Below are 18625 nucleotides of genomic sequence, written 5' to 3'. Positions count from 1 at the left end.
GGGCCCCGGTAGCCGGGCGACGCCGCCGGTGGGGCGGCACGGATGTGGCCGAGGTCATGCCGCGCCGGCCCGTGCCGGGGCGTTCAGCCCCCGTACTCCGCGAGGTAGCCGAGCACCTTCGCGACGTGCGGCTTGACCCGGTCGGGGACGCCGCCCGCGTCGGCGACGGTCTTGTCGCTGGTGCGGTAGCCGGCGGTGACCAGGGCCGGCAGGTCGCCGGTGTAGCCGCGGCGTTTGAGCTGCTGGTCGAGCCAGCAGACGTAGTTGCCCATCGAGGCGATCGCGTCGGCCGGCTCCATGTAGTCCTTGGCGCCGTCGTGGTCGCCGTCCTGCGCCCAGGCGTTGAAGACGGCCGGCGTCCACATCGCCACGCCGTACTCGCCGGTCTCCGGGCGGGCGGCCTCCGGGTCGAAGCCGCTCTCGGCCTTGAGCATGGCCGCCAGCAGGACCGGGGTGATCTCGGGCTCGGGGCAGCGGCGGGCGGCGTCCTCGATCGGGCCGCGCAACGCGGCGGGGACGTCGGCACCGGCCGGGATCGCCCCGGTCCGCGCGGGACTGCCGACGGTCGGCGCCGGGTGCGCCGGCACCGGGCCGGTGGACGCCTGGCCGGTGGACGCCCGGCCGGTGGACGCCGGCCCGCCCGCCACCGATCCGCCCGACACCGGCCCGCCCGACACCGATCCGCTCGGCTCCGGGCCACCGGCGAGGAGCAGCGCGACGGTGGCCACCGCCACCAGAGCGGCTCCCGCCCACAGCCCCCGCCGCCGGCCCGCGCGGCGGCGCGCCCACGCCGACCCGCGCACCACCGGCGCGGTACCGGTCCCGGCCCGCCCCGCCGGCGCGGCCAGCAGCTCGGCCCGCAGGGCGGCGAGGTCCACCCGGGCCCGCTCCGCGCGGTCCGCGGCCAGGCAGGCCGTGACCGCCGGGCGCCAGCGCGCGGGCAGCGCGTCGTCCAGTCGCAGCGGGGCCGCGCCGCGCGCGTAGGCCTGCGCGGCGAGCGAGCGGGCGCGCGCGGTGGCGCCGAGGAAGGGGTGCAGCCCGCCGGTGAGCAGCTGGTGGGCGAGGACGCCGAAGGCCCAGATGTCGGCGCTGGGCCGCACGGCGACGCCCCGGGCGCCGGTGCGCTGGGACCACCACTCGGGCGGGACGTGGTCGGGCGAGCCGAGCGGCGGGGCGTAGGCGTGGGTGCCCTCCAGTTCGGCGGTCAGGCCGAAGTCGGCGAGTTTGGCGGTGCCGTCCGGCATCAGCAGGACGTTGCCGGGCTTGAGGTCGCCGTGCACCCAGCCCGCGGCGTGCATGTGGGCGAGGCCGGCGCAGACCCCGGCCAGGATCCGCTCGGCGTCGGGGACGGGCGTGTGCGGCCGGGCGGCGGTGAGGGCGTCCTGGAGGCTGCCGGCGGCGCGTTCCATCACCAGGGCGAGCGCACCGTCGAGCCGTGGGTGCGCGGGGTCGTCGACGGTGACGACGGCGAGCGTGCGGATCAGGTTCGGGTGGTCCGCGCGGCGGCTGAACCGCGTCTCGCTGCGCGCGACCTGCGCCATGGTGCGGCGCTGGCCGGGGCTGAGCCGGGCCGGGCAGAGGAACTTGACCGCGAGGTCCGCCGGCTCGCCGGGCCGTTCGGCGGCGTAGACGCTGCCCCAGGCGCCGGCGCCGATCGGCTCGCCGATGCGGTACCCGGCCAGGGCGTAGCCGGGCGGCACGTCGAAGGGCGGTTCACCGGGCCGGGCGGGTGGCCGGCCGCCGGGCCGGGCGGGTGGCGGCACGACGGGGTCAGCAGGCCCGCCGGGGCGGGAGCAGGGCCAGGTGCTCCTCCCGGACGAGGTCGAACCGCAGTGCCAGTGCGACGAGTTCCTCCCGTTTGCCGCCGCCCCGGGCCGCCTCGTCCGGGGTCTCGTCGGCTGCCTCGCGCAGCCGCAGTTTGGTGGCCACCAGGTAGTCGATGTGGTAGTTGACGGCGGATCGGGTGAGCCCCCGGCAGGCGGGCAGGGCGCGCAGCCTGGCCAGCACGTCGGCGACGCCGGGGACGACGGCGGCGGACGGCGAGCGCAGTCTCGGCTCGCAGAGCGCGAGCAGGACGAGGAAGTACTTGGCGGTCGGGTCGAGCGCGAACGGGCTGACCGTGAGCTCGCCCTCGTCGGCCGCCGGCTCGCCGTCCAGATAGGCGTGCTGGGGGGCGAAGACCTTGAACACGGCCGGTCCGTCGAGGGCCGGCAGCAGGACGCGGGAGAACTCGAACGGCACCGGCGCGCCCAGCCGGCCGGGGGCCACCTTGACGTGCTCGCCGGCTCCTTCGAGGTTCTCCACCACGTACGTCGCGGAGGCGCTGAAGTTGGAGAGCCGCCAGTAGTCCTCGGCGGCGGTGATCTCGCCGGCACGGCGCGAGACGCCCTGGTCGGCGAGGGGGATGGCGAGCGGCCGGCCGGGCTCACCGCGCCCGAACTCCGCGACCTCGCCCGGGCCGAGGTGCAGCAGCGCGGGCCGGCCGGGCGGCGCCGAGCGCCCGCCGGACGGTCCGCGCCGCCCGCCGATCGGTGCGGGCCGCCCACCGGGCGGGGCTTTGGGGCGGGGTTCGGGCAGTTGCACGATGACCGTGTCCATGCAGGCCACCTCCGTAGGTCGCGTCGATCGTAGCCGTCCGAACGGCTTCGCGCCGGTCCGCCACCCGTACGAGTGAACGCGGCGGGGTCGCGGACGGCAGCGCCCACAGCTTCTCCAACCATCGTGCCACAGACGGGACTTGATACTCCCCCGGTCCGATCCGGCAGCGGGGGCACGCGATGGGGCGCGTCGCGCGGACCACCCCGCCGCCCGGACGGCGCGCGCGGGCCGTCGAGACCGCCGGCACCCCGGGAGCCCCGGGAGGTGCCACCCGACCGGAGTCCCACCCGCCGGTTGCAGTACGTAGTTGAACCGTCACCTTGAGTGTGACGCAGCGCACATGTGTCATGCCCATGAAATGTGCAAGACTCATCCCACGGAGTGAGATTCCCTTGATTTCCAAGGAGGTTCATATCATGCGCGCTCGGATCGCAGCCCTGATGGTCGCGGTGGCAGGGATCACGGCGTCGATGGCCGCCCCGGCCTCGGCGGCGACGACGACGGGTGAGGCCGGTGGTACGGCGTGTATCGCCGTGGTCAACCACCCCTGTGTGTGGCTCGAGAAGGACGGCGGAGGAGTCGTCGGGGTGGCCCAGGTGTCGCCGTCCTCCCCGGCGCAGCTGACGCTGGTTCGGGTCGAGGTCAGGACCCAGCGGGCCTGGGGCAGCCCGTGGGTCACCGTCGCCTCCGCGACCACCGTCACCAACGGCCTCGCCAAGGCCGTCACGCCGCGCGTGGTCACCAAGGACCTCCGGATGATCTGCGCGGTCGGCGGCCCGGCCCTGGAGGCCGAGCAGCACGTGACCAGCTGCACCGGCCCCTTCTGATCCACCCTCCGATCCGCCGAAGACCCCCGAGGAGCCCCGGGCAGAGCCGGGGATTCCGGCAGGTCCGGGGATCCACGAGCCGGGGCCTCGGGCCCCCTCTCCAGGGTCGGCCGCCGGGTCCGCAACCGGCGGCCGACCCGCACCCGCACCCGGCGCACCCGCACCCCGCGCCCGTCCGCAGGTCCTTCCCCCCGGTACCACCAGCGGCCACTCAGGAAGCTCCCAGCCCGCACTCAGGCCAAGCGCGCGCCAACAATGCGCCAACCTCCCCCCGAAACCCGCCCGCCGTGTGCAACCCTCCTCGGAGCATGGGATTTTGCACTATCTTGGCAATTCGGGGAGCGGGGCGGGCCGCCCACCCGGCAGGCGTGCGCCGAGCGGCGGATCCTGCCCGTGTGCCGGGCCCGACTCCCGCCACCGCAGTGCCCACGGCAGTGCTCGTGGCAGTGCTCACGGGGAGGAAGGGGGAGCGTGTCGATGCCCGAGGGGACCACGCGTTCGACCGGGGCCGGCGACGGCCCGACCACCAGGGCGGCAGGCCCGACCATCGAGGCCGCGGGCCCGTCGGTCAGGGCGGCAGGCCCGACCGACGACGCCTGCGCCGGGGGCGGAACCGGGGCCGGGGCCCCACCGGGCGGCCGGCTCGCCGGACGACGGAGCAGCGTCGACGCGGCGCTGCGCAACTCCCCGCTCCAGCCGCTGTTCCGGCTCGCCGCCACCCGCCGCCTCGCCGTCCTCGCCTACCACGGTGTGGACGACCCGCGGACCTTCGCGCTCCAGATGGCCCGTCTGGTCCGGATCGCCCGCCCGGTCTCGCTGGCCCGGGTCGAGCAGGCCGTCCACTCCGGGCGTCCGCTGCCGGCCCGCAGCGTGCTGGTCACCTTCGACGACGGCGACCGCAGCGTGCTCACCGAGGGCCTGCCCGTGCTCACCCGGCTCCGGATCCCGGCGGCCGCCTTCGTGGTCACCGAACTCATCGACAGCGACCGGCCGTTCTGGTGGTCGGAGGCCTCCTACCTGGCCTCCCGCGGCGGCACCGCCCGCGGCCTGGCCGGCTGTGCCCCCGGCGCGGTGGTGCGCCGGCTGAAGACCCTGCCCGACGGCGACCGCCGCGCCGCCCTCGCCGAGCTGCGCGAGAGCGCCCGCACCCGCGCGCCCCGGCAGGAGCAGCTCACCCGGCACGACCTGCTGACCCTCCACCGCTCCGGCGTGGCGATCGGCAACCACACCGCCGGCCACCCCTGCCTCGACCGCTGCGAGGACGCCACCCTGCGGGACGAGATCACCAGCGCCCATCACGCCCTCACCGGCTGGCTCGACGGTGAGGAGCCCACCGCCTTCGCCTATCCCAACGGCAACGTCGACCAGCGCGCCGACACCGTGCTGCGCCGGCTCGGCTACCGGGTCGGTTTCCTGTTCGACCACCGGCACGACCGGTTGCTGCCCAGACGCCCGCTGCGGATCAGCCGTCTTCGGGTGAACTCCACCACCAGCCGGGACAGGTTCGACACAATTCTCTCCGGGCTTCATCCGGCCGTGCACCGGCTGCGCGGCGGCGCCTGAACGAGACGTGGGGGGCGGGGCGTTGGGGACGACGGAGAGCGGGACGGCAAGCCCGGGCACACCGGGCACGGACCCGGCGGTCGTCGCGGTCGCGGCTGGGGCGGCCGGCCCCGTCCGGTACCGGACGGCCGCGCTGCCGGCGCAGGTGCTGGACGGCTGGCGGGAGCTGGCGGCCGCCGATCCGGGCGGCTCGTGGTTCACCACGCCGGAGTGGGCGCTCTCCTGGTGGGAGACGCTCGGCGCGGAGCAGGGTGCCGGCGAGGTCACGGTCTGGCGCGAGCCGGACGGCCGGGTCAGCGCCGTCGTCCCGCTGCTGCGCACCCGGCGGCGGCTGCACCCGCGCGCGCCGCTGACCGTCCCCTGCCTGACGGTGCTGGGCTCCGGCCCCGGCGCCGCCGACCACTGCGGCGTCCTCGCCGCGCCCGAACGGCGCGCCGAGGTCACCGCCTGGCTGGCGCGCCGCGCCCGGCGGGCGACGCTGCTGCTCACCGATCTCGACCCCGGTCAGCGCCCGCTGCTGCCGGCCGGTGCGGCGGAGGTCGGCCGCACCCCGTGCCCGCGCGTCGACCTCGCGGCCGGCCCGGACGCGCTCGGCTCCCGCCAGTTCCGTGCCGACCTGCGCCGCTACGGCCGCAAGCTCGCCGCCGAGGGCGTCACCTTCCGCTGGGTGGCGCCGGCCGTCGGGGACGGTGAACTCGCCGAGCGGTACGCCCTGTTGACCGCCGTGCTCCGGCTGCACGGGCTGCGCCGGGCCGCCCTCGGACTGCCGACCACCTTCGACGCGGCCCGCGCGCCGCTGCACGTGCGGCTGATCGAGCGTGCGGCCGCCACCGGCAGCGGCGAGGGCCCGGCCTTCGTGGTCGCCGAGCGGGCCGGGGAGGTGGTCGGCGTCCTCTACGGGTTCCGCTGGCGGGACACCTTCGCCTACTACCAGATCGGTTGGGACCAGACCTGGGCCCCGCTGCGGCTCGGCACGGCGGTGATCGCCGAGGCCGTCCGGGCGGCCGCCGGGCAGGGCCTCACCACCTTCGACTTCCTGCGCGGCACCGAGCCCTACAAGTACCGTTTCGACGCGGTGGACCGGGAGGACGTCTCCTGGCTGGTGCCGCACGGGCTCTCCGGTGCGCTGCTCGGCCTCAAGTACCGGGCCAAGGAGGCCCGGCAGGGCTGATCCCCCGACCGCCGGCGGCGTCCGGCACGGGGGACGGCCGTCACCGGCGCCCCTTCAGCCACCCGGCCAGGGCGTCCAGGGCCGGGGCCGGGTCACGGCGGCCGATGCCGATCCGGAAGCGGTCGGCCGGGGTGGGGGTGAGGTCGGAGCGGTAGATGCTCGCCGGCAGGAGGAGGACGCCGGCCTCCTCGACCAGCCCGGTGCAGAACGCCTCGACGCCGTCCGGCCCGAGGTAGCGCGGGTAGGCGACGCAACCACCGTCCGGGGCCCGCCAGTCGAACAGCTCGGCGTGCTCGGCGAAGAAGGCGTCGAAGAGCGGCAGGTTGGCGGCGATGATCGCACGGTTGCGGGCCAGGATCTGCTCGCGGTTGCGGATCGCGATCCGGGCCAGGACCTCGCTGGGGGCCGAGTTGCAGATGGTGGTGTAGTGCTTGGCACGCTCCAGGCGGGACCGCAACTCCCGGTCCCGGCAGGCGATCCAGCCGATCCGCAGACCGGGCAGGCCGAGCGACTTGGAGGTGACGTTGAGCGAGAGGGCCCGCTCGGAGAGGTCGGCGGCCTGTGGCAGGGTCCGGGCCGGGTCGCGCTCCAGGCCGCGGTAGACCTCGTCGCTGAAGAGCCGGATGCCGCGCTCGTCGCAGAGTTCGGCCAGGCGGGTGAAGTCGTCGGCCCCGATGACCTTGCCGGTCGGGTTGTTGGGGAAGTTGACCGAGACGACCCGGGTGTTGGGGCGCAGCGCGGCGGTCAGCTCGTCGAGGTCGAGCGCCCAGTCCCGCCCGGCGTCCAGCGCGAGGCCGGTGACCTCGCAGAGGGAGAGCGGAACGGTCTCGGCGGACTGGTAGTTGGGGGTCAGCACGACGGCGTGGTCGTCGGGGCCGAGCAGCACCTGCATGGCGAGGTTGAGCGCCTCCTGGGCGCCACCGAAGCAGATCACGTCGTCGGCCTCGACGTGCTCGTACATCTCGGCGACGGCGTGGCGCAGGGCCGGGTCGCCGAAGGTCTCGGTGTAGCCGAGGGCGAGGGTGTCCCAGGCCTGCCGCTCCTCGGGGCCCGCCAGGGCGAGCAGTTCGGACATCGTCATGGTCTGCGCGTCGGAGGCGGTGAGGTGGTGGCGGGCGGTGAACTCCCAGCGGGAGAAGTAGGTTTCCAGCCGGAAGTCGGGGAGCGTGGTCATCTCTGGTTCCTCGGGTTCCTCTGTGGTGCGGTGGGGCCCGGCGCGGCGGCGGCCCGCGCTTCGGCGTGCGGTGCTTCGGCGTTCGGTGTTTCGGCGGCCCGCGCGGCGGCGGTCCGCGCTTCGGCGTGCGGTACACCGGCGTTCGGTGCCTCGGCTCCGGGACCGGGCTCGGCCCTGGCCTCGGCGAGCAGGGTGTAGACGGTGGAGCGCGACACCTTGAGCGCCGTCGCGACGGCCGGCACGGCCCGGCGCACGGCGAACACCCCGGCCCGGTCGAGTTCGCGCAGGACGGCGAGCCGGTCCTCGCGGCCGAGCCGCTCCGGCGGGCGTCCGTGGGCGCGGACGTAGCCGCCGATGACGTCGTTCATCCGCTCCGTCCAGTCGCGCTCGAAGAGCGGTGCGGGGCGCGGCGCGGTGGGTGCGGCGAAGCCGGCCAGCAGGGTGGCGGCGTGCTCCAGCGGTCCGCGGTCGAAGTTGACGCAGAGCACCGCCGCGGGCCGGCCGCCGTCGTCGCGCAGGACGGCGCTGACGGAGGAGAGCCGGCGGCCGTCGGGCAGCAGCTTCTCGTAGGGCCCGAAGACGTCGGACCCGTAGAGGTCGGGCAGGGCGGGGTCCAGTTCGTCCAGCTCGCCGAGGAGAGACGGGTCCCCGGGGGCGCGGCCGCTCATCGGGTTCCAGACGGCGAGCACCTCGTCCCGGACGGCGTCGTGCAGCACCACTTCGGCGTACGGCCCGAGCAGCAGCGCCACCGCCTGGCAGACGGGCGCCCAGGTCCGGACGCGCGGGTCGGGGGTCTCTGCGGTCATATGTGGACTGTACGTCCAGGCTGGACGTTTCGTCCAGGGCGGTTCGGAGCAGTCCCCGGCTCCGCGCACGGCAGATCATCGAGGGCCCCGAACGGGCTCCGCCCACCGCGGACGACCGGCGGAGGGGCAGATGGACAAAGTCCGACAAACGACAAGGGCAAGGAGGTCTGCACACTCCTTGCCACTATCAAGATATAGCCCGAAGGGGGCCTTGCGGCAAGGCCCCGGTCGGGGCGCACAATGGCCGACCTGAGGCCGGAACCTGTGGAAATGACGGATTCACGAAAGGCGTCTCCTTTTGTGGGCTTATCGGTCCCACAGGGGCGCAGCACCGCCGGCGGACCTCACGGTGCGGTGGCGGGGCCCGGGCGCGGAACACCGGGCGGGTGCACCGCCGCCGGACCGCGCGGACCGGCGCCGGCCGACATACCAGTCTCGTTGAATGGGCGTGCAGATGATTGACGTGATCGTGGTCGGCAGCGGACCGACCGGCCTGATGCTGGCCTGCGAGTTGCGGCTGGCCGGAGTGCACGTGGTGGTGCTGGAGAGGTCGGCGGAGCCGAGCAGGCAGTCCCGCGGCCGCGGCCTGCACGCGCGCAGCGTCGAGATCATGGACCAGCGCGGACTGCTGGAGCGGTTCCTCGCGGTCAGTGACACGTTCCAGGTCGGCGGCTTCTTCGGCGGCATCCACAAACCGTGGCCGGACACCCTGGACACCGCCCACCCGTACGGCCTCACCGTCGCGCAGCAGGTCACCGAGCGGCTGCTCGACGAGCGCGCCCTGGAACTCGGTGCCGAGATCCGGCGCGGCTGCGAGGTGGTCGCGCTGAGCCAGGACGAGGACGGCGTGACCGCCGGGCTGGCGGACGGCACGCAGCTGCGCTCGCGCTACCTCGTCGGGTGCGACGGCGGCCGCAGCGCGGTGCGCAAGCTGCTCGGCGTCGGCTTCCCCGGTGAGCCCTCCACGGTCGAGACGCTGCTGGGCGACATGGAGGCGACCGCGGACCGGGCGACGATCGCCGCCGTCGTGGACGAGGTCCGCAAGACCCAGCTGCGGTTCGGCGCCGTCCCCGACGTGGACGGGAACGAGGGCGTGTACCGCATCGTCGTGCCGGCCGACGGAGTGGCCGAGGACCGTACGGCCGCACCGACCCTGGAAGACTTCCGGCGGCAGCTGCGGGCCCACGCGGGCACCGACTTCGGCGTGCACGCGCCGCGCTGGCTGTCCCGGTTCGGCAACGCGACCCGGCAGGCCGAGCGCTACCGGGTCGGCCGGGTGCTGCTGGCCGGCGACGCGGCACACATCCACCCGCCGACCGGCGGCCAGGGCCTCAACCTCGGTGTCCAGGACGCGTTCAACCTCGGCTGGAAGCTGGCCGCCGAGGTCAACGGCTGGGCACCGGAGGGGCTGCTGGACAGCTACCACGCCGAACGGCACCCGGTGGGCGCCGCCGTGCTGGACAACACCCGCGCGCAGATCACGCTGATGGCGACCGATCCGGGGGCGGTCGCACTGCGCGAACTGCTCTCCAAGCTCATGGACTTCGAGGAGGTGAACCGCTACGTGACCGGGATGATCACCGCGGTCGACGTCCGCTACGACCTCGGCGCGGACCACGACCTGGTCGGCCGGCGGCTGCGGGACGTGCAGCTGAAGCAGGGCCGCCTCTACGAGCTGATGCACGACGGCCGCGGCCTCCTGCTCGACCGGACCGGCCGGCTCTCGGTGGCGGGCTGGGCGGACCGGGTCGACCACGTCGTCGACATGAGCGAGGAACTGGACGTGCCCGCGGTGCTCCTGCGGCCGGACGGCCATGTGGCGTGGGTCGGGGACGACCCGCAGGAGCTGCTCGACCGGCTGGCCCGGTGGTTCGGCGCTCCCACCGGCTGAGCGCGGCACGGGAGACGCCCCCGTGGGACGGCTCCGCCCCGCCGTGTGGACGGCGGGGCGGAGCCGCGGGCTCAGCCGGTCAGTTGCAACTGATCAGCAGCGCCAGGGTGGCCGAGCAGGTGCGGGCCGCGCGGTCGTTGGCCGCCACCGGGTCGGTGGGCGCGCTCGCGGTGCGGACGGCGGTGACGGTGAAGGTCCGGCCCAGGTTGAACAGGCCCACGTGGACCGTCACGTGCCGGGTGACGCTCGCCCCCTTCGCCAGCGGACCGGCGATCGCGCAGGTCAGCTTGCCGGCCGCGATGGTGCAGTCGGTGGAGGAGGAGGTGAAGCCGGCGGGCAGATCGGCGGTGACGGTCGCCGAGGTCACCGTCTCCGGGCCCTGGTTGGTCACCGTGAGGGTGTAGTCGACCCGCCCGGAGAGCAGCCCGCCCACCGGGTTCGCGCCGAGCGACACCGCGAGGTCGGCGGTGGGCGCGACGAAGGTGAAGCGCCCGGCCGGGACGACGGCGCTGGTGCCGCCGGCCGTGGTGACCCGGACGTCGACCGCCCCGGCGGCCGAGGCCGCGGGCGCGGTGGCGGTGCAGCTGGTCTCCGTGCACGAGAAGGCGGTGGCGTTCCCGGCGGCGCCGAAGGTGACGGCGGTCGCCCCGGCCAGGTCGGTACCGGTGACGGTGACCGTCGTCCCGCCCGCCTGCGGGCCGGACGCCGGGCTGACGCCGGTGACCACCGGCACCGGCAGCGGGAAGCCGAGCAGCGTCACGGCGCCCGCGGCGAAGTCGGCCAGGTAGCCGCGCCGCCCGTCGGGGGTGAGGGCGAGCGCGTACGGGTTCGTGCCGACCGGGACCGTCGAGGTGACGGTGCGGTCCGCGGTGGCGATCACGCTCAGGGTGCCGTCCGTGTAGTTCGAGGCGTACGCGGACTTCCCGTCGGGCGAGAGCGCGACCGAGAACGGGTTGGCCCCCACCGTCACCGTGCCGACGACGGTGCGGCCCGCCGTGTCCAGCACGCTGACGGTGTCGTCGCCCCCGTTGGCCGTCCAGAGCCGGGCGCCGTCGGAGCTCAGCGCCAGGCCGAACACGCCGTGGCCGACGGGGACGCTGGCGCTCACCGTGTTGCTCGCGGTGTCGATGACGTCCACCGTCTGGGTGCCCGAGGCGGCCACGTAGACGTGCGCGCCGTCCGGGGAGACGGCCACGCCGTGCGGCTCGGCGCCGACCGGCACGGTCGCGGTGACGGTGTTGCTCGCGGTGTCCAGCACGCTCACCGTCCCGGCGCCGACGCTGCTCACGTACGCGTGGGCGCCGTCGGGCGCGACCGCCACCCCGAAGGGCTCGGCGCCGACCGGGACGGTGGCCGTCACGGTGTTGCTCGCGGTGTCCAGCACGCTGACCGCGTCGTCGAGGTGGTGGGTCAGGTAGGCGTGCCGCCCGTCGGGGGCCCAGGCGGCCGCGTACGAGCCGGTGCCCGCCGTGAAGGAGCCGGACACCGCCCCGGTGGCGGCGTCGAGCACGGTGACGGTGCCGCTGCTCTGGCTGGTCACGTACGCCCGGCTGCCGTCCGGCGCGAGCGCGACGCCCGCCGGGTAGGGCGCCACGGTGACGGTGGCCGTCACGACGGGCGCGGGCGCGACGGCCCAGGCGGTACCGGGCTGCACCAGCAGCGCGGCCGTGGCCGCGCCGGTGGCGACCACGGCCGTCCAGGTGCGGCTCGGGAAGCGGCTTATTCTCACGGGGGGATTCTCCAGATTCGTCGAACATCGGGGAACGGCCGGCACAGTGGCGGCCCGGTGGCCCACTGAGGCCGGACGAAGCGTAGAAGGCCGGTTGACGGACCGTCATGAGTTGACCGGGATTGTCGCCAAGTGTTTAGAAATGGTCGCTGTCCGAAACCGGCCCCCCGGGGGCGGCGCCCACCACCCCGTGCGGCCCCGAGGCGGCCCGGTGGCGGACCGGTGCCGGTCGGGAGCAGCCTGGGGGGAGGCGATCAGGACGTCCCCCGGGAGCGGCCATGGACGAGACCGACGTACTGGTGGTGGGCGCGGGCCCGGTCGGGCTGACGGCCGCGGCCGAGCTGCGCCGCCACGGGGTCGACTGCCGGATCGTGGACCGGCTGGTCACCCCGCAGCACTTCGCCAAGGCCGTCGGGGTGCAGCCGCGCACCATGGAGGTGTGGGACGCCATGGGCATGGTTCGGGCGGCCCTGGACGAGGCCGTCCCGATGCTCGGCCAGCTCTTCTTCGTCGACGGGAAGCCCGGCCCGCGGGTCGAACTCGCGCTGCCGCCCGACGTCCCGTACGGCTTCGCCGCGCTGCCCCAGTACACGACGGAGCGGCTGCTCACCGAACACCTCGCCGGGTACGGCACACCCGTCGAGCGCGGCACGGAGCTGGTCTCCGTCGAGCAGGACCAGGACGGCGTGCGGGCCCTGCTCCGCACCGCTTCCGGGTCGCAGGAGCTCCGGGCCCGCTACGCGGTCGGCTGCGACGGCGCGCACAGCCTGGTCCGCAAGGCCGCCGGCCTGCGCTTCGAGGGCGACGCCTTCCCCGAGCAGTACATGCTGGGCGACGTCGAGGTCGGCTGGGACGTCCCCGCCGGGTACGGCATCCGCGCCACCCACCACGGCGCGGACGGCCGGGTCGACGACCTGCTGGTCTGCATCCCGCTCCCGGGGCGGGGCCGGTACCGGATGTCGATGATGGTGCCGGACGAACTGTCCGGCGACGACGGCCGGGGGGACGGCGTGGAGCACGGACTGGAGAGCGGGGCCGCCCCCGATCTGCGGCACATCCAGGCCGTGCTCGACCGGCTCTCGCCGCAACCGGTGCACGCCTCGGCGCTGCGCTGGTCCTCCACCTTCCGGATCAGCCACCGCCTGGTGAACCACTACCGGTCCGGCCGGCTCTTCCTGGCCGGCGACGCCGCCCACATCCACCCGCCCACCGGGGCCCAGGGCATGAACACCGGCATCCAGGACGCCTACAACCTCGCCTGGAAGCTCGCGCTCGCGGTCCGGGGCATCGGTGCGGACGGCCTGCTCGACAGCTACCACGCCGAACGGCACCCGGTGGGCGCCGAAGTCGTCGGCCGGACGGTGCGGCACGCACGGGAGGGCGTGCCTGCGGACACCGGGGACCTGGAGACGATCCTGCGGCGGGAGGCGCAGTTGCTGGTCGGCTACCCGGACAGCCCGCTCGTCGAGCCGGCCTCCGGGGCGGGGCCACCGGCGCCCGGCGAGCGGGCACCGGACTGCCGGGGGCTGGACCGGGCGCTCGCCGGCTACCCGTTCCGGCTGTTCGACCTGTTGCGCGGCCCGCGCCACACCCTGCTGTTCCACGTCGACGCCGCCGCCCCGGACGAGCACGTGACCACCTGCGCGGTGGCCGCCCTCTCCACGGCCCACGGGCTGCTGGACGTCTACGCGGTGCTGGCACCGGACGCACCCGCACCCCGCTGGCGGCTGCCGACCGCCCGGGACACCGCGGGCGAGTTCCGCAGGGCGTACGCGGCCCGCCCCGGCGAGGCCTTCCTGATCCGCCCCGACGGCCACCTCGCCGGCCGGTTCCACCCGCCCACCCCGGAGGGCCTGGCCACCTGCCTGCGCCGCACCTTCGGAACGGGGTGAGCGGCGGCGCTCAGGAGGCCTCGCCGCCGCCCTCGCCGACCAGTCGCTGCCACAGCACCTCCGGCGCCACGGTCGCCCGGTAGTCGAAGAAGAGGTTCGGCTCGCCGCGTTCGGCCGCGAGCGAGTCGAGGGTCCGGTGCCGCAGGGCGTCGTCCAGGAAGCGGGGCCGGTCCCACGGGGCCGTCAGCATCGCGATCGGGACCGTCGCCGGCTCGTTCCAGCCGATGCACACCACCCAGCAGGCCATCTGGGGGAAGTAGCCCGAGACCGCGACCTGCCGCACCAACTCGCCGAGCGTGGAACCGCCGTCGACCTGCCGGACGTACTCGTGGGGGGCGTCCACATCGTCCCCCATGGCGACGCCGGCCCGCGTGAGAGTGACTCGCATGGGGGCCAGCGTAGCGACTATTCGTCATTATGACGACAACCCCTCGGCGCGCCGCCACCCTCGTCATTGGTGGACTATCGGCCATTCTGGCGACCGATCGATCCGACCAATCCTCATGTTCGGGGCGTTTCAGACCGGGCGACGGCGGATTTTCGTTGGTTCCCCGCCATCGACGGTCCCGGGGGTGGTATTTGTGTGAAGATCGATTCGGCGATGGGGACCGTGAGCTTCCACATCGCAGGTCGGCGTGTCACAAAACGGGGGGCTTTGGCGTGATGAACGCAGATTTCGGCAGGCGACCGCCGGACACCGAGGTGTCACCGGAGCAGACGCGCGCCACCGCGCCCGCGTCGGCCTGACCTCCGGACGCCGCACACCGTCCGGGCGGCCGTTCCCCTGCTGCCCGACGGCGTCGTACTCCCTCGGGCGATCGCACGGCGGACGCCGCCCACCTGGCCCGGTCGGCCCGATCCGCATGCCCGGTCCGGGCATGCGGACCGGGTCCGGGGCCGGGTCCTGGCCGGCAGGCCCATGCCCTCGCTCCCCGATCCCCTCTCCCACCAACCAAAGGTGATCGACAGATGCAGCTCAAGCGTCCACGTGCCGCGTGGATGACCAGCCTTCTCACCACCACCGCCACCGCCGGCGTGCTGATCCTCGGCACGGTGCCCGCCGGCGCGGTCGTCGGAGACCCGGTGGCCGACGGCGGCTACTCCTTCACCGCCAAGCTCGACATCGGCGACGGCAAGCGTTCCTGCTCCGCGGCCCTGATCAACCCCACCTGGGTGATCACCGCCGCCAGTTGCTTCGCCGCCGATCCGGCCGACCCCTCGACCGTGCACGCCGGGCGTCCGGCCGACAAGACCATCGCCACCGTCGGCCGCACCGACCTGGGCAGCACGGCCGGGAAGTCCGTCGAGGTGGTCGACCTCGCACCCCGCGCGGACCGCGACCTCGTGCTGGCCCGGCTGGCCAGCCCGGTGTTCGGCGTCGCCCCGGTGGGTCTCGCCACCGCCGCACCCGCGGTCGGCGACACGCTGCGTGCCACCGGCTACGGCCGCACCACCGACGAGTGGGCGCCGACCCGCCTGCACGGCGCGGCCGTCACGGTGAAGTCCAGCACGGCGACCACCCTCGCCATCGACCCCAAGGCCCCGGCCACCGGCGCGATCTGCAAGGGCGACACCGGCGGCCCGACCTTCAAGGAGACCGGCGCCACCGCCGTCCTGGCGGGCATCCACAGCCGCTCCTGGCAGGGCGGCTGCTTCGGTGTCACCGAGACCCGCACCAACGCCATCGAGACCCGGGTCGACGACATCCGCCAGTGGATCGCCGACACCTCCTCGGTCGACCAGGCCCTGCTGGGGCCCGACGCCAAGCTGGCCTCCGGCCAGACCCTGACGGGCCGCGACCTGCAGCTGACCATGCGGCCCGACGGCGACCTGACGATCACCCACAAGGGCATCCCGAACGGCGTGATCTGGGCGACCGGCACCGGCGGCAACCCCGGCGCCTACGCCTGGATGCAGCCCGACGGCAACTTCGTCGTCTACTCGGCCGACAACCGGCCGATCTGGAACACCGCCACCTGGATGTCGGCGGGCAACTACCTGAGCCTCCAGGACGACGGCAACCTCGTCGTCTACAAGAAGGACGGCGGCCCGCTCGCGGGCAACGCGGTCTGGGGCGCCGGCTCGACCCGGATCGGCACCACCGTCACCTCCGGCCAGCCCGTCTGGTCCGCGCAGTGGGCCGAGGCCAGGTCGACCGTGCTGATCATGCAGCGGGACGGCAACTTCGCCGTGTACCGCAAGAGCGACGGCGCCTACCTGTGGGGCACCGGCACGTACACGAGCACCTTCGGGTACTTCGTCATGCAGAGCGACGGCAACGCGGTCCTGTACCCGGCGGGTCAGGGCAACGGCGTCGGCTCGGTGTGGAACTCCGGCACCTGGTGGAGCGCCGGCGCGTTCATGAAGCTCCAGGACGACGGCAACCTCGTGATCTACAAGAAGGACGGCGGCGAGGGTGTCGGCGGTGCGATCTGGAGCACCAACACCTTCGCCTGATCCGGTCCAGTCTGATCTGATCCGCTCTGATCCGGTCCGGCCGATCGACTCCGGCGCCCCGCGTCCGCTGCTCCACGGCGGGCGCGGGGCGTCCCTCGTCACCGGCTCGTAACGACGGTGGTGCTGTACCGTCCCAGGCCGATCTGACGCCGTTTCGGTGTCAGTGGCTGCTGGAACAATGAGGTCATACCGTCGGCGGGGGCCGACCGGGCGCGACACACGGCCCGGTGCGACGGGTACGCCGCCAGGCCTCCTTCGGTGCTACTGGGGGGAGTTGAAGTGCAATGGGCTGGTTGATCTTCTTCATCGTCGTGGTGGTCGTCGGGTTCGGCATCAAAGCCGTCCTGGGGCAGGGCGACAAGCGCAGGAAGTCCCGTTACCGGGGCGGCGACAGCGGCAGCGGCAGCGGCGGCTCCGGTGGAGGGTGCGGCGGAGGCGGCGGTTGTGGCGGAGGCGGCTGCGGCGGAGGGTGCGGCGGCGGCAGCTGAGCGGGTCGGCTCGGCGGTCCGGAAGGGGGAAGGCGTGCTCGGGCGAACGTTCTCACGGCGCATCGACCGCGTGCAGTCGGCGGTCGATGCGCTCGAACTGCCGCCGGCCGTCTACAAGACGTGCCCGTTCCAGCCCCGGGAGCTGGTGGAGACCGGGCTACGGCAGTGGTTGCGGTGCTGCGGAGCGGCGGTCCTGGACCAGCAGGTCATCGGCATGCCCTCGTTCGCCGTCGACGAGGCGTGGCACGGGCTGATCCTGTGCACCCAGCGCTACGAGGCCTTCTGCCGGGCGGCCTACGGACGCTTCCTGCACCACCACCCCCAGGGCGGCGAGCTGCCGGGGACGGCGAGCCGTGCGGGATCGATGCACGAACAGTTGCACCGCACCGCCGTGGCCTGGTCGTTCGTGGCCCGCCCCGGCGAAGAGTGCGTCCTGTGGGACCTGGACGTCCGGGTTGGCGTCCCCGAGCCGTGGGGCTCGACGAACCACGCATAGCGGCCCCCGACCGGCATCCGGTCGGGGGCCGCAGATGTCAGGCAGCGCCGAACTCGCCTGACTGGACACCAGCGATGAACGCCCGCCACGCCTCGGCCGGGAAGACGAGCGCCGGGCCCTGAGGGTCCTTGGAATCACGAACGGGCACGACTCGCTCATAGCCGTCCGCCACCTCGACACAGCCACCCTGCCCGTTACTGAAGGTGCTCTTGCGCCACTGGGCGTCAGCCAGATCCACGAACGTATGCATCAAGGTCCCTCCCCATGAACGGAATCAGCGTCCATCACACTCAGACCACCCACGCCAACACTTTCGACATCCCCACGAACGAACCATGCGAAGCGGCCCCCGACCGGCATCCGGTCGGGGGCCGCAGATGTCAGACAGCGCCGAACTCGCCTGACTGGACACCAGCGATGAACGCCTGCCACGCCTCGGCCGGGAAGATGAGCGCCGGACCCTGAGGGTCCTTGGAGTCACGGACAGGCGCGAACCCGGGGATCCCGGGCGCCATCTCAATGCAGTCTCCGCCCTGCTGGCTGTGCGAGCTCTTACACCAGCGGGCCCCTGTCAGATCTACGAACATGCCCATCGAATTCTCCTCTCCCCATGAACGGAATCAGCGCCCCTCACACTCAAGCTACCCACACCGGAGCCTTCGACATCCCCACAAACGACCACGCATAGCGGCCCCCGACCGGCATCCGGTCGGGGGCCGCAAACGACAGCCGGTCAGACGGTCCCGAACTCGCCGGCCCGGACACCGGCGACGAACGACCGCCAAGCAGCAGACGGGAAGACGAGCGCAGGGCCCTCGGGGTCCTTGGAATCACGGACGGGCATGAGCCCAGGAAACCCGGGCGCAACCTCAACACAGTTGCCGCCCTGCTGGCTGTGCGAGCTCTTGCGCCACCGGGCGCCACTCAGGTCTACGAACATGCCCATCAAAGTCCCCTCCCCGTGCGCGAAATGAGCGTCCATCACAGTCAAGCTACCCACACCGAAGCCTCCGACATCCCACGAACGACCACATGAAGCGGCCCCCGACCGGCATCCCGGTCGGGGGCCGCACATGACAGCCGGTCAGACAGCGCCGAACTCGCCTGACTGGACACCAGCGATGAACGCCTGCCACGCCTCGGCCGGGAAAACGAGCGCCGGACCCTGAGGGTCCTTGGAATCACGGACGGGGACGAGCCCGGGAAAGTCAGCTGTCACCTCCACGCAAGTCCCCCCGTTGTTGCTGTGCGAGCTCTTGCGCCACCGGGCGCAAGCCAGATCCACGAACCTGCCCATCGAAGTCCCCTCCCCATGCGCAGAATCAGCGTCCATCACAGTCAAGCTACCCATGCCGACGGGCTTCGACATCCCCACGAACGAACCACGCGAAGCCACCCCCAAACCGGCATCCGGTCGGGGGCCGCAGATGTCAGACTGCGCCGAACTCGCCTGACTGGACACCAGCGATGAACGCCTGCCACGCCTCGGCCGGGAAAACGAGCGCCGGACCCTGAGGGTCCTTGGAATCACGG

19 protein-coding genes are annotated in these 18625 nt (G+C 73.7%); 8 read left to right on the top strand and 11 right to left on the bottom strand.

All coding sequences use genetic code 11. The annotated features are described in order from the left end of the window. Nucleotides 1-83: 83 nt before the first annotated feature. A complete protein-coding gene (locus ACWDRR_RS40160; protein ID WP_449777242.1) occupies nucleotides 84-1763 on the bottom strand; it encodes a protein kinase domain-containing protein in 1680 nt (559 codons plus the stop codon). A gap of 7 nt (nucleotides 1764-1770) precedes the next feature. Further along, a complete protein-coding gene (locus ACWDRR_RS40155; protein ID WP_449777241.1) occupies nucleotides 1771-2598 on the bottom strand; it encodes a serine/threonine protein kinase in 828 nt (275 codons plus the stop codon). A gap of 416 nt (nucleotides 2599-3014) precedes the next feature. On the opposite strand from ACWDRR_RS40155, the gene ACWDRR_RS40150 reads away from it, so the two are divergent. From ACWDRR_RS40150 to ACWDRR_RS40140, 3 genes are all read left to right on the top strand, one after another. Continuing rightward, complete coding sequence (locus tag ACWDRR_RS40150; protein WP_449777240.1) at nucleotides 3015-3425, top strand: hypothetical protein; 411 nt, start codon at nucleotides 3015-3017, stop codon at nucleotides 3423-3425. A gap of 477 nt (nucleotides 3426-3902) precedes the next feature. Beyond that, nucleotides 3903-4988: a polysaccharide deacetylase family protein gene (locus ACWDRR_RS40145; protein ID WP_449777239.1), complete on the top strand. Its 1086-nt coding sequence runs from the start codon at nucleotides 3903-3905 to the stop codon at nucleotides 4986-4988. Nucleotides 4989-5010: 22 nt separating this feature from the next. Beyond that, the gene (locus tag ACWDRR_RS40140) at nucleotides 5011-6159 is read left to right on the top strand and encodes a GNAT family N-acetyltransferase (protein ID WP_449777238.1); all 1149 of its coding nucleotides are present in this window, start codon (nucleotides 5011-5013) and stop codon (nucleotides 6157-6159) included. A 40-nt stretch (nucleotides 6160-6199) separates the two neighbouring features. Here ACWDRR_RS40140 and ACWDRR_RS40135 read toward each other — a convergent pair whose 3' ends face one another. Continuing rightward, nucleotides 6200-7333 carry an aminotransferase class I/II-fold pyridoxal phosphate-dependent enzyme gene (locus tag ACWDRR_RS40135; protein WP_449777237.1) on the bottom strand — a complete coding sequence of 378 codons (1134 nt, stop codon included), beginning with the start codon at nucleotides 7331-7333 and terminating at the stop codon, nucleotides 6200-6202. Then, nucleotides 7330-8139: a helix-turn-helix transcriptional regulator gene (locus ACWDRR_RS40130; protein ID WP_449777236.1), complete on the bottom strand. Its 810-nt coding sequence runs from the start codon at nucleotides 8137-8139 to the stop codon at nucleotides 7330-7332. The genes ACWDRR_RS40135 and ACWDRR_RS40130 overlap by 4 nt, the downstream gene beginning before the upstream one ends. Before the next feature lie 454 nt (nucleotides 8140-8593). On the opposite strand from ACWDRR_RS40130, the gene rox reads away from it, so the two are divergent. Next, nucleotides 8594-10030: a rifampin monooxygenase gene (gene rox / locus ACWDRR_RS40125; protein WP_449777268.1), complete on the top strand. Its 1437-nt coding sequence runs from the start codon at nucleotides 8594-8596 to the stop codon at nucleotides 10028-10030. A gap of 79 nt (nucleotides 10031-10109) precedes the next feature. Here the strand turns inward: rox and ACWDRR_RS40120 are convergent, their stop codons facing one another. Next, a complete protein-coding gene (locus tag ACWDRR_RS40120) occupies nucleotides 10110-11759 on the bottom strand; it encodes a cytochrome D1 domain-containing protein (RefSeq protein ID WP_449777235.1) in 1650 nt (549 codons plus the stop codon). 278 nt (nucleotides 11760-12037) lie between these two features. Between ACWDRR_RS40120 and ACWDRR_RS40115 the strand changes: the two genes are divergently transcribed. Further along, nucleotides 12038-13651 carry an FAD-dependent monooxygenase gene (locus ACWDRR_RS40115; RefSeq protein WP_449777234.1) on the top strand — a complete coding sequence of 538 codons (1614 nt, stop codon included), beginning with the start codon at nucleotides 12038-12040 and terminating at the stop codon, nucleotides 13649-13651. 10 nt (nucleotides 13652-13661) lie between these two features. Here the strand turns inward: ACWDRR_RS40115 and ACWDRR_RS40110 are convergent, their stop codons facing one another. Beyond that, on the bottom strand, nucleotides 13662-14039 hold the full coding sequence (locus ACWDRR_RS40110) for a hypothetical protein (RefSeq protein WP_449777233.1): 378 nt from the start codon (nucleotides 14037-14039) through the stop codon (nucleotides 13662-13664). A 581-nt stretch (nucleotides 14040-14620) separates the two neighbouring features. Between ACWDRR_RS40110 and ACWDRR_RS40105 the strand changes: the two genes are divergently transcribed. The 3 genes from ACWDRR_RS40105 to ACWDRR_RS40095 all read left to right on the top strand — a co-directional run bounded on the left by ACWDRR_RS40105 (nucleotide 14621) and on the right by ACWDRR_RS40095 (nucleotide 17092). Continuing rightward, nucleotides 14621-16108, top strand: coding sequence for a trypsin-like serine protease (locus ACWDRR_RS40105; RefSeq protein ID WP_449777232.1), 1488 nt, complete (start codon nucleotides 14621-14623; stop codon nucleotides 16106-16108). A 284-nt stretch (nucleotides 16109-16392) separates the two neighbouring features. Further along, complete coding sequence (locus ACWDRR_RS40100) at nucleotides 16393-16596, top strand: hypothetical protein (RefSeq protein WP_449777231.1); 204 nt, start codon at nucleotides 16393-16395, stop codon at nucleotides 16594-16596. 34 nt (nucleotides 16597-16630) lie between these two features. After that, the gene (locus ACWDRR_RS40095) at nucleotides 16631-17092 is read left to right on the top strand and encodes a hypothetical protein (protein ID WP_449777230.1); all 462 of its coding nucleotides are present in this window, start codon (nucleotides 16631-16633) and stop codon (nucleotides 17090-17092) included. 37 nt (nucleotides 17093-17129) lie between these two features. Here ACWDRR_RS40095 and ACWDRR_RS40090 read toward each other — a convergent pair whose 3' ends face one another. The 5 genes from ACWDRR_RS40090 to ACWDRR_RS40070 all read right to left on the bottom strand — a co-directional run. Then, a complete protein-coding gene (locus ACWDRR_RS40090) occupies nucleotides 17130-17342 on the bottom strand; it encodes a DUF397 domain-containing protein (RefSeq protein ID WP_449777229.1) in 213 nt (70 codons plus the stop codon). A 130-nt stretch (nucleotides 17343-17472) separates the two neighbouring features. Continuing rightward, a complete protein-coding gene (locus ACWDRR_RS40085) occupies nucleotides 17473-17679 on the bottom strand; it encodes a DUF397 domain-containing protein (RefSeq protein ID WP_449777267.1) in 207 nt (68 codons plus the stop codon). A 146-nt stretch (nucleotides 17680-17825) separates the two neighbouring features. Continuing rightward, nucleotides 17826-18032, bottom strand: a complete 207-nt coding sequence (locus ACWDRR_RS40080) for a DUF397 domain-containing protein (protein ID WP_449777266.1) — start codon at nucleotides 18030-18032, stop codon at nucleotides 17826-17828. Nucleotides 18033-18176: 144 nt separating this feature from the next. Then, nucleotides 18177-18389, bottom strand: a complete 213-nt coding sequence (locus ACWDRR_RS40075) for a DUF397 domain-containing protein (protein ID WP_449777228.1) — start codon at nucleotides 18387-18389, stop codon at nucleotides 18177-18179. Between the two features lie 133 nt (nucleotides 18390-18522). Further along, nucleotides 18523-18625 (bottom strand): DUF397 domain-containing protein (locus tag ACWDRR_RS40070; protein ID WP_449777265.1); only part of this gene is annotated, 103 nt, incomplete at its 5' end.

This window comes from Kitasatospora sp. NPDC003701 (assembly GCF_053587085.1).
Note: the sequence above shows the minus strand (reverse complement) of the source record. Positions and strands in the feature narration are given on the sequence as shown.